The sequence below is a fragment of the Sphingomonas sp. KR3-1 genome (assembly GCF_040049295.1).
GTDB lineage: Bacteria > Pseudomonadota > Alphaproteobacteria > Sphingomonadales > Sphingomonadaceae > Sphingomonas.
The window spans coordinates 386451-396856 of sequence record NZ_JBDZDQ010000001.1 but is presented as its reverse complement, the minus strand read 5'-3'; the positions used below and the strand labels follow the sequence as shown (position 1 = coordinate 396856).

The 10406-nt window shown below is 68.3% G+C and carries 8 protein-coding genes; 7 read left to right on the top strand and 1 reads right to left on the bottom strand.

What is annotated here, in order from left to right; all coding sequences use genetic code 11:
* Positions 1-55 precede the first annotated feature (55 nt).
* Positions 56-1942 (bottom strand): potassium transporter Kup, encoded by a 1887-nt coding sequence (locus ABLE38_RS02070; protein ID WP_348972506.1) that lies wholly within the window; start codon positions 1940-1942, stop codon positions 56-58.
* 181 nt (positions 1943-2123) lie between these two features.
* Here ABLE38_RS02070 and ABLE38_RS02065 point away from each other — a divergent pair, with 181 nt between their 5' ends.
* The 7 genes from ABLE38_RS02065 to ABLE38_RS02035 all read left to right on the top strand — a co-directional run bounded on the left by ABLE38_RS02065 (position 2124) and on the right by ABLE38_RS02035 (position 10404).
* The gene (locus tag ABLE38_RS02065; RefSeq protein WP_348972505.1) at positions 2124-2429 is read left to right on the top strand and encodes a hypothetical protein; all 306 of its coding nucleotides are present in this window, start codon (positions 2124-2126) and stop codon (positions 2427-2429) included.
* A 90-nt stretch (positions 2430-2519) separates the two neighbouring features.
* Complete coding sequence (gene kdpF, locus ABLE38_RS02060) at positions 2520-2609, top strand: K(+)-transporting ATPase subunit F (RefSeq protein WP_348972504.1); 90 nt, start codon at positions 2520-2522, stop codon at positions 2607-2609.
* 12 nt (positions 2610-2621) lie between these two features.
* Complete coding sequence (gene kdpA, locus ABLE38_RS02055) at positions 2622-4325, top strand: potassium-transporting ATPase subunit KdpA (RefSeq protein WP_348972503.1); 1704 nt, start codon at positions 2622-2624, stop codon at positions 4323-4325.
* A 12-nt stretch (positions 4326-4337) separates the two neighbouring features.
* Complete coding sequence (kdpB, locus tag ABLE38_RS02050; RefSeq protein ID WP_348972502.1) at positions 4338-6341, top strand: potassium-transporting ATPase subunit KdpB; 2004 nt, start codon at positions 4338-4340, stop codon at positions 6339-6341.
* 126 nt (positions 6342-6467) lie between these two features.
* On the top strand, positions 6468-7067 hold the full coding sequence (gene kdpC, locus ABLE38_RS02045) for a potassium-transporting ATPase subunit KdpC (RefSeq protein WP_348972501.1): 600 nt from the start codon (positions 6468-6470) through the stop codon (positions 7065-7067).
* Entirely contained in the window at positions 7064-9724 is a 2661-nt protein-coding gene (locus tag ABLE38_RS02040) for a sensor histidine kinase KdpD (RefSeq protein WP_348972500.1), read from the top strand. Before kdpC ends, ABLE38_RS02040 begins: the two co-directional genes overlap by 4 nt.
* A complete protein-coding gene (locus ABLE38_RS02035; protein ID WP_348972499.1) occupies positions 9721-10404 on the top strand; it encodes a response regulator transcription factor in 684 nt (227 codons plus the stop codon). Before ABLE38_RS02040 ends, ABLE38_RS02035 begins: the two co-directional genes overlap by 4 nt.
* The last annotated feature ends 2 nt before the right edge of the window (positions 10405-10406 follow it).

The following is a 10406-nucleotide window of genomic DNA, read 5'->3' as shown; positions in this document are numbered from 1 at the left end:
CCACGCCTCCGTGCGCCGGCCGTTTTGTGCCTGGGGGCGGGGGGACGATCCGGGGCTAGATCTCCACCTGGCTGCCCAGCTCCACCACGCGGTTCGTCGGCAGCTTGAAGAATTCCATCGCGCTTTCGGCATTGCGGACCATCCAGGCGAACAGCTTCTCGCGCCATAGCGCCATGCCGGGCCGCGCGGAGGGGATCAGCGTCTGGCGGGCGAGGAAATAGCTGGTCTCCATCGGCTTGAACGCGCCGCCCGCCACGTCTCCCAGCGTGCGCAGCGCCGCGGGGATGTCGATCTCGTCCATGAAGCCATAATGGAGGACGATCCGGTAGAAGCCCTGGCCCAGCGGCGTCACTTCGCTGCGCGCCTCGGGCGGGACGTGCGGGACCTGCTCGATCGCCACGGTCAGCGCCACCACGCGCTCGTGCAGCACCTTGTTGTGCTTGAGGTTGTGGAGCAGCGCGGGCGGGATGTCGTCGCTGCTGGCGAGGAACACTGCGGTGCCGGGGACGCGCTGCACCGAATGGCCGGCGGATTTGATGAACAGCGCGATCGGCACCGCGCCTTCGTGCAGCCGCGCGCGGACCAGCCGGCGCCCGGTCGCCCAGGTGGTGAGCAACGTGAACACCACCGCCGCGACGAGCAGAGGGAACCAGCCGCCATCGGGAACCTTGGTGACGTTCGAGGCGAAATAGAGCCCGTCGATCAGCAGGAAGCCGCCGGTGACCAGCCCGGCCAGCACGGGCGGCCATTTCCACACCGCGAAGGTGAGCACGCCCATCATGCAGGCAGTGATGAACATCGTGCCGGTGACCGCGATGCCGTAGGCCGCGGCGAGGTTGCTCGAGCTGCGGAAGCCGAGGACCAGCAGGATGACGAAGCCGAGCAGCAACCAGTTGGTGAGCGGGACATAGATCTGCCCCGCGGCCTTGGCGCTGGTGTGGAGGATGCGCAGGCGCGGAAGGAAGCCGAGCTGCACGGCCTGCTGCGTCACCGAGAACGCGCCCGAGATCACCGCCTGTGAGGCGATCACCGTCGCCATCGTCGCGAGGATGACCAGCGGCAGCCGGGCCCAGTCGGGCGCCAGCAGGAAGAAGGGATTCTGCACCGCCTCCGGGCTCCCCAGCAGCAGCGCCGACTGGCCGAGATAGTTGAGCATCAGGCAGGGGAAGGCGATGTAGAGCCAGGAGACCATGATCGCCTTGCGGCCGAAATGGCCCATGTCCGCGTAGAGCGCCTCGGCACCGGTCACCGCCAGCACCACCGATCCCAAGGCGAGGAAGGCGAGCAGCGGATCGAGCAGGAAGAAGTTGAGCGCGTACCAGGGATTGAGCGCCCAGAGGATCTCGGGGTTCTTGGCGATGCCGAGCGCGCCGAGCACCGCGATCACCAGGAAATAGAAGACCATCACCGGGCCGAACAGCCGGCCCACGCGTGCAGTGCCGTGCGACTGGATCATGAACAGCCCGACCAGCACGAGGATGCTGATCGGCAGCACGAGCTGGGCGAGCTGGTCCTCGACCGTCGCCAGGCCTTCCACCGCCGAGAGCACCGAGACCGCCGGGGTGATGATCGCGTCGCCATAGAAGAGCGCGGTGGCGATCACGCCGAGGATGGTCACCCAGGGCGTCCAGCGCGTCTCGCCCAGCTTGCGCGCGATCAGCGCGAGCAGCGCCAGGCTGCCGCCTTCGCCCTTGTTGTCCGCACGCAGGATGATGACGACATATTTGAGCGTCACCACCAGCATCATCGTCCAGAAGATCAGCGAGAGCACGCCGAAGATGTGCGCCCGGTCCACCGCCAGCGGGTGGTGGCCGATGAAGCTCTCCTTGAGCGAATAGAGCGGCGAGGTGCCGATATCGCCGAACACCACGCCGATCGCGCCCACCGCGAGCGTGTCGAGCCGGTCCTGATGGCCGTGTGCGGCCGGGTGCGTCGCGTTCAAGGCGAGCCTTTCGTTCTGCGGCACCGCCTTCGGCGCCGTCGAACCCGCCCAATATTCACGCCCCGGCGCGCCCGCCAATGATTTTACGGAATCTTTATGCGGTGGCCGAACTTCCCCGTGGAACCTTAACTGGCCTCCGCCCCACATCGCGGCCCGCAACACTGGTGTCGGGAGCTTCGATGTGCGGGCGTTTCTTCGCCGTCTCGAGAGGGGAAAGGGCGGCTGGGCAGCCCAGATCGGGCTGCGGTTCGGCGGCGTGCTGCTGCTTGGCCTCTGCGCGCTGGCGGTGTGGGCACTGACCGTCTCGATGCACCGCCCGCCGCTGCACGCTGCCCGCCCGGCCGAGTTCAGCGAGGCGGCGGCCTCCGTCATCGCCTGGGCGCTGGGTTGGGCATTGCTGGCCGAGGGGCCGGGCCTGTTCCGGCTGATCCCGGTGCCGCCCCGCCACATCCGCTTCGACCACCGCCAACAGAGGAAACACCCATGAACGACCTGATCTGGCTGGGGGTGCTCGCAGGGCTGTTCCTGCTGACCCTCGCCTGTGTCCGCCTTTGCGACCAGGCCTGAGGAGGAAATCATGAACCTGCCGCTCATCCTTGCCGGGGTCACTGCCCTTGGCCTGCTCCTTTACCTCGTGGCCGTGCTCGTCCGGCCCGAGCGCTTCTGATCGGATTTCGCCATGACCGTCCAAGGCTGGATGCTGATCCTCGTCTTCACCCTGATCCTCGTCGCGCTGGCAAAGCCGGTGGGGACCTGGCTTTTCGCCATCTATGAAGGACGGCGCACGCCGCTCCATGTCGTGCTCGGCCCCGTCGAGCGCGGATTCTACAAGCTCGCCGGAGTCGATCCCAACGCCGAGCAGGGCTGGCGCCGCTATGCCCTGCACATGATGGCGTTCCAGCTCGCCACCTTGCTGTTCACCTATCTGGTGCTGCGCTTCCAGGACATGCTGCCGATGAACCCGCGCGGGCTCGCCGGGCTCACGCCCGACGGCGCGATGAACACGGCGATCAGCTTCACCACCAATACCAACTGGCAATGGTATTCGGGCGAGGCGGCACTTTCGAACCTCAGCCAGATGCTGGGGCTGACCATCCACAACTTCCTGTCGGCCGCGACCGGCATCGCCATTGCCTTCGCGCTGTTCCGCGGCTTCGCCCGCAAGCAGGCGAGCGGGATCGGCAATTTCTGGGCCGACATGACCCGGGTGACGCTCTACGTGCTGCTGCCGATCTGCGTGGTCTATGCGCTCTACCTGATCGCGAGCGGCGTGCCGCAGACCTTCACCGCTTTGGTCGATGCGACCACGCTCGAGGGCGCCAAACAGTCGATCGCGCTGGGTCCGGTCGCTTCGCAGGAAGCGATCAAGATGCTCGGCACCAATGGCGGCGGCTTCTTCAACGCCAACTCCGCGCACCCGTTCGAGAACCCGAGCGCGCTGACCAACCTGATCCAGATGCTGTCGATCTTCGTGCTCGGCGTCGGGCTGACCTATACCTTCGGCAAGGCCGTGGGGAACACGCGTCAAGGCTGGGCGATCCTAGCCGCGATGCTGACGCTGTTCCTGATCGGTGCGGGCGTGACCTATTGGCAGGAGGCCGCGGGCAACCCGGTGCTCCACCATCTCGGCGTCGCGGGCGGCAACATGGAAGGCAAGGAGGTCCGCTTCGGCGTGGCCGCCAGCGCGCTCTTCGCCACCGTGACCACCGCGGCATCGTGCGGCGCGGTCAATGCGATGCATGACAGCCTGACCGCGATCGGCGGGCTGGTGCCGCTGTTCAACATGCAGCTCGGCGAAGTCGTGGTCGGCGGCGTGGGGGCGGGCATCTACGGCTTCCTGCTCTTCGCCATCCTCGCGGTGTTCGTCGCGGGCCTGATGGTTGGGCGGACGCCGGAATATGTCGGCAAGAAGATCGAGAGCCGCGAAGTGAAGCTGGCTGTCCTGGCGATCGCCGTGCTGCCGCTGATGATCCTGGGCGGCACGGCGATCGCCTCGGTGCTGCCGGCGGGCCTTGCCGGGCCGCTCAACAAGGGGCCGCACGGCTTCACCGAGATCCTCTACGCCTTCACCTCCGCGGCCGCCAACAACGGCTCGGCCTTCGCGGGCCTGACCGCCGGCACGCCCTTCTACAACGGGCTGCTCGGGGTCGCGATGTGGGTCGGCCGCTTCTTCATCACTGTCCCCGTGCTCGCCATCGCCGGCAGCCTGGCCGCGAAGAAGGTGCACCCGGAAAGCGCGGGCTCGTTCCCGACCACGGGCTTGCTCTGGATCGGCCTGCTCGTCGGCATCATCCTGGTGCTGGGTGGGCTCACCTTCCTTCCCAGCCTCGCGCTCGGTCCCATCGCCGATCATCTCGCGATGATCCACGGCCAGCTCTTCTGAGGTCCTTGTTCCATGACGACCGCAACCCTGTTCACGCCCGCCCTGATCGGCCCTGCCATCGGCGATGCATTCAAGAAGCTGAACCCCCGCGAGCTGGTGAAGAACCCTGTGCTCTTCACCACCGCGGTGGTCGCGACCCTGCTTACCGTGCTGCTGTTCCTCGGCGGCACCAGCCTGTCGCTGGGCTTCCAGATCCAGCTGATCGTCTGGCTCTGGCTCACCGTCCTGTTCGGCACCTTTGCCGAGGCGCTGGCCGAGGGCCGGGGCCGCGCCCAGGCGGCGTCGCTGCGCGCCACCAAGTCCGAGCTGACCGCGCGGCTGCCGAACGGCAAGACCGTCCCGGCCTCGCAGCTCAAAAAGGGCGATGTCGTGCTGGTCGAGGCCGGCGATCTTGTCCCGGCAGATGGCGAGGTCATCGAAGGCGTCGCCTCGGTCAACGAAAGCGCGATCACCGGCGAAAGCGCGCCGGTGATCCGCGAGGCGGGCGGCGATCGCTCGGCCGTGACCGCCGGCACGCGGGTGATCTCGGACCGGATCAAGGTCCGCATCACCCAGGAACCAGGCCAGGGTTTTCTCGACCGGATGATCGCGCTCGTCGAAGGTGCCGAGCGCCAGAAGACCCCGAACGAGATCGCGCTGACGATCCTGCTCGTCGGGCTGACGATCATCTTCCTTATCGCGGTTTCGACCATCCCGGGCTTCGCCGCCTATGCGGGCGGGCAGATACCCGTGGCGATCCTAGCCGCGCTGCTGATCACGCTGATCCCGACCACGATCGCGGCGTTGCTCTCGGCGATCGGCATCGCGGGGATGGACCGGCTGGTGCGTTTCAACGTGCTCGCCAAGTCGGGCCGCGCGGTGGAAGCAGCAGGCGACATCGACGTGCTGCTGCTCGACAAGACCGGGACGATCACGATCGGCGACCGCGCGGCGAGCGACTTCCGCCCGCTGGGCGGGGTGACAACCGACGAACTGGCGCGTGCCGCGCTGCTCGCCAGCCTGGCCGACGAGACGCCCGAGGGCCGTTCGGTAGTGACGCTGGCGCAGGGCAAATATGCGGTCGAGATCCGCGAGCTGCCGAACACGGCGGAGATCATTCCTTTCACCGCGCAGACCCGCATCTCGGGCGTCCGCTTCGGTGCGACGCTGATCCAGAAGGGCGCGGTCGACGCGATCCTGCGCGCCAATCCCGGCATGGCCGGGGCGGAGGAGCTGCGCCGCATCTCAGAGGAGATTGCGCGCCAGGGCCAGACGCCGCTGGCAGTGGCCGAGGACGGCCGGCTACTCGGCGTGATCGCGCTCAAGGACGTGGTGAAGGCCGGCGTGCGCGAGCGGTTCGGCGAGCTGCGCCGGATGGGCATCCGCACGGTGATGATCACCGGCGACAACCCGCTCACCGCCGCGGCGATCGCGGCCGAGGCCGGGGTCGACGATTTCCTCGCCGAGGCGACGCCCGAAGACAAGCTCGCGCTGATCCGCAAGGAACAGCAGGGCGGGCGGCTGGTCGCGATGTGCGGCGACGGCACCAACGACGCGCCGGCGCTGGCCCAGTCCGATGTCGGCGTGGCAATGAACACCGGCACCCAGGCCGCGCGCGAGGCGGGCAACATGGTCGATCTCGACAGCGATCCGACCAAGCTCATCGAGATTGTCGGCCTCGGCAAGCAGCTGCTGATGACGCGTGGGGCGCTGACCACCTTCTCGGTCGCCAACGACATCGCCAAGTATTTCGCGATCATCCCGGCGATGTTCATCGTGCTCTATCCCTCGCTCGGCGTGCTCAACGTGATGGAGCTGGCGAGCCCGCAAAGCGCGATCCTCTCGGCGATCATCTTCAACGCGCTGATTATCCCGTGCCTGGTGCCGCTGGCGCTGAAGGGCGTGACGTATCGCCCGATCGGCGCGGGGCCGCTGCTGGCACGCAACCTGTGCATCTACGGGCTGGGCGGCGTGCTGGCGCCATTCGTCGGAATCAAGCTGATCGACCTGGTCGTGTCCGGGTTGGGGCTGGCGTGACCGTAATCGCCCCTCCCCTTCAGGGGAGGGGTTGGGGGCGGGGCAGTGTCTCAACGAGACCCGACCTCGCGGACAGGCCCCACCCCACCCCCCCCCGAAGGGGAGTGGCTAGGAAGGAAGAAACCAGTGCTCAAAGACTTCACCACCGCATTTCGTCCGGCAATCGTCCTGACGATCCTGTTCGCCGCGCTGCTCGGCATCGCCTATCCGGCGGCGCTCACCGGCGTCGGGCAGCTCGCCTTCTCGCACCAGGCGAATGGCAGCCTGATCGTCGAGGGCGGACAGGTCCGCGGCTCGGAGCTGCTCGGCCAAGGCTTTGCCAGCCCCGACTATTTCCATGGCCGCCCCTCGGCAGCCGGCGCCAATGGCTATGACGCCAGCGCCTCGGCCGGGTCGAACCTCGGTCCGGCCTCGCAGGCGCTGTCCGACCGCGTGGCCAAGGACGTTGCCACCATCCGCACTGCACCAGGAAACTCGGTTCCCGCCGATCTGGTGACCACCTCCGCCTCGGGGCTCGACCCTGACATCAGCCCCGAGGCGGCTCTTTACCAGGTGGCACGCGTCGCCGGTGCGCGGGGCGCAAGCGCGGACAAGGTGCGGGCGATCGTACAGGCGCATGTCGAGCATCCGCTGCTCGGCTTTCTTGGCGAGGATCGGGTAAACGTGCTCGCGCTCAATCGCGACCTCGACAAGCAAGTGCCCAAGGGCGCACAAGCCACCCGGTGAGCGACGCGGACCAGAGACCCGATCCCGATGCCCTGCTGCGCGCCGCTGCGCAGGAGGGCATCGGCCGCCTGAAGGTGTTCCTCGGCGCGGCGCCGGGGGTGGGCAAGACCTATGAGATGCTCACCGAGGCGGCGGCGCACCGCAAGGCGGGGCTGGACGTGGTGATTGGCGTGGTCGAGACGCATGGCCGGGCCGAGACCGAGGCGCTGGTCCACGGGCTCGAGATCGTGCCGCGCCGGCCGGTCGACTATCATGGCCGGACGATCGCCGAGATGGACCTCGACGCGATCCTGGCGCGCGCGCCGCAGCGGGTGCTGGTCGACGAGCTTGCCCACACCAATGCGCCGGGCAGCCGGCACGACAAGCGCTACCAAGATATCGAGGAGCTGCTCGCGGCGGGGATCGACGTCTATTCGACGGTCAACATCCAGCACATCGAGAGCCTGAACGACGTCGTTGCCAGCTTCACCAAGGTGCGGGTGCGCGAGACGGTGCCGGATCGTGTGCTCGAGGCCGCGGATATCGAGATCGTCGACCTGCCGCCCGACGAGCTGATCGAGCGGCTGCGCGAGGGCAAGGTCTACGTGCCCGAGGAAGCAACGCGGGCGCTGGGGCATTTCTTCTCCAAGTCGAACCTGACCGCGCTGCGCGAGCTGGCGCTGCGCCGGGCGGCGCAGGCGGTCGATGCGCAGATGCTCGACTATCTCCGCACGCATGCGCTGGCGGGCACCTGGGCGGCGAGCGAGCGGCTGGTTGTGGCGGTGAGCGAGCTGCCGGGTGCGCCTGAGCTGGTCCGCGCCGCCAAGCGCATCGCCGACGGCCTACGCGCGCCCTGGACCGCCGTGCATATCGAGACGCCGCGCACGGCGCGCTTCGGGGATACCGAGAATGCCCAGGTCGCCTCGGCGCTGCACCTCGCCAGCCAGCTGGGAGGGCAGGTTGCATCGGTGCCTGCGGAATCTGTGCTCGAAGGATTGAAACGCTTCACCGTCGAGGCGCGGGCGACGCAGCTAATCGTGGGCAAATCGGCGCGTTCTCGCTGGTTCGAGCTGCGTCACGGATCGGTAGTCGACCGACTTGTGCGCGAGACGCCGGGCATCGCGGTGCACGTGCTGCCGATGCTCGAGACGCCCGCGCCGCACCCCCGGCAGCGCCCGCGCGCCAATTGGGGCTCGCCGACCGACTATACCATCTCGCTGGCGCTGGTGGCGGCGGTCACGCTCTTGGGCGCGACGCTGTTCTCGTTCGGCAACATCACCAATATCGGGCTGCTCTACCTGCTGCCGGTGATGGTCGCGGCGACGCGCTACGGCGTGCGCGCGGGCGTGGTGACCGGGCTGATCTCGTCGCTCGCCTACAATTTCTTCTTCATCCCGCCGACCCATACCTTCACGATCCAGGACCCGCAGAACATCATCACCGTGCTGGTGCTGATGGGCGTGGCGGTCGTCTCGAGCCAGCTTGCCGCGCGGGTGCGGGCGCAAGCCGAACTCGCACAGCGCAGCGCCGCGCAGAACAGCACGCTGGCGGGCTTCGCGCGGCTGCTGACCGGTGTGAGCACGCAGGAGGACCTGGGGCAGACGCTGTGCGCGGAGGTCGGCCGGCTGCTCGACGTCAGCACGGTGCTGCTGCTGCCCGAGCGCGGCCAGCTGGCGCTCCGCGCCGCTTATCCGCCCGAGGACCGGCTCGAGATGATCGAGCAGGCCGCGGCGCAATGGTCGTACGACCATAACAGCCCGGCCGGGCGCGGATCGGACACGCTGACTGCTTCGGAATGGCTGTTCCACCCGCTTGCTGCCGGCGGGCGCGTGCTCGGCGTGTTCGGCGTGGCGCGCAGCGATGCCGGCAATCCGCTGCGATCGGACCAGCTGCCGCTGCTGCTCAGCCTGCTCGACCAGGCCGCGCTCGCCTTCGAGCGGATCGCGCTGGAAAGCGAGATGGCGACGGTGACGCAGCTCAAGGAGCGCGACCGGCTGCGCGCCGCGCTGCTGTCCTCGGTCAGCCACGACCTGCGCACGCCGCTTACCACGATCCTGGGCATGCTCGGCGAGATGCGCGCGGAAAGCGAAGGGCAGGGCGAGCAGCTCGCCGCGGCACGGTCGGAGGCGGAGCGGCTCAATCGCTTCGTCGCCAACCTGCTCGACATGGTCCGGATCGAGGCGGGCGCGCTTCACCAGTCGATCGAGCCGGTCGACCTGGCCGAGGCAGTGGCGGGCGCAGTGCATGACCTGCGCCGCGTGCTGGAGGGGCATCCGGTGCGGTTCGACGTCTCGCCCGAGCTGCCGTTCGTCTCGCTCGATCCGCAGCTCTTTCATCACTGCCTGATCAACCTGATCGAGAATGCCGGGAAATATGGCGATCCCGGCTCGCCGATCACGATCGAGGCGCGCCGCCAGCCGGGCAGCATGACGCTGAGCGTGATGGACGAGGGCCCCGGCCTACCACCCGGCGACGAGGCGCGGATCTTCGAGACCTTCGCACGGATCGAGGGATCGGACCGCAAGGGCGGGACCGGCTTGGGACTGGCAATCGTCAAGGGGTTTGCCGAGGCGATGGGGCTTTCGGTGTCCGCCGCGAACCGCGCCGATCCGGCGGGAGCGATCTTCACGATACGCTTTCCGGAAGGACTGCTCCGCAAGGCGAGCGCCGGCGAATGAGCCAGCAGGCCAAGATCCTGGTCGTGGACGACGAGCCTGCGATCCGCCGGCTGCTCGGCGCCGGGCTGGCGCGGGTCGGCTACCGCGTGATCGAGGCGGCGACCGCGCGCGATGCGCTGAGCGCGATGCAGATCGACAAGCCCGAGGCAGTGCTGCTCGACCTGGGGCTGCCCGATCGCGACGGGCTGGAGCTGGTCCCGCTGCTCAAGGCGGCTGGCGCGTCGGTGCTGGTCGTCTCGGCGCGCGACGCGACCGACCAGAAGGTGACCGCGCTCGACCTGGGCGCGGACGATTATGTCACCAAGCCGTTCGATACCGAGGAAGTGCTCGCCCGCATCCGCACGGCGCTGCGCCATCGGCTGTCGGCCGAGGCCGAGGCGCCCGTGGTGAAGTTCGGCATGGTCGAGATCGACCTGACCGCGCGGCTGGTGCGCAAGGGCGGGGAAGAGGTGCACCTGACCCCCAAGGAGTTCGGCTTCCTGGCGGAGCTCGCCAAGCATCCCGGCCGCGTGGTGACGCACAGCCAGCTGCTCCGCACCGTGTGGGGGCCGGGGCACGAGCATGACGTCGAATATCTTCGCGTCGCTGCGCGCGGAGTGCGGCGCAAGCTAGAGGAGGACCCCGGCACGCCCTCGGCGATCCGCAACGAGCCGGGGGTGGGCTATCGGCTGATGGCCTGAGG

Coding starts and splice junctions, on each gene's coding strand:
- kdpF (WP_348972504.1), top strand. CDS start 2,520: ATGAACCTGCCGCTCATCCTTGCCGGGGTCACTGCCCTTGGCCTGCTC.
- kdpA (WP_348972503.1), top strand. CDS start 2,622: ATGACCGTCCAAGGCTGGATGCTGATCCTCGTCTTCACCCTGATCCTC.
- kdpB (WP_348972502.1), top strand. CDS start 4,338: ATGACGACCGCAACCCTGTTCACGCCCGCCCTGATCGGCCCTGCCATC.
- ABLE38_RS02035 (WP_348972499.1), top strand. CDS start 9,721: ATGAGCCAGCAGGCCAAGATCCTGGTCGTGGACGACGAGCCTGCGATC.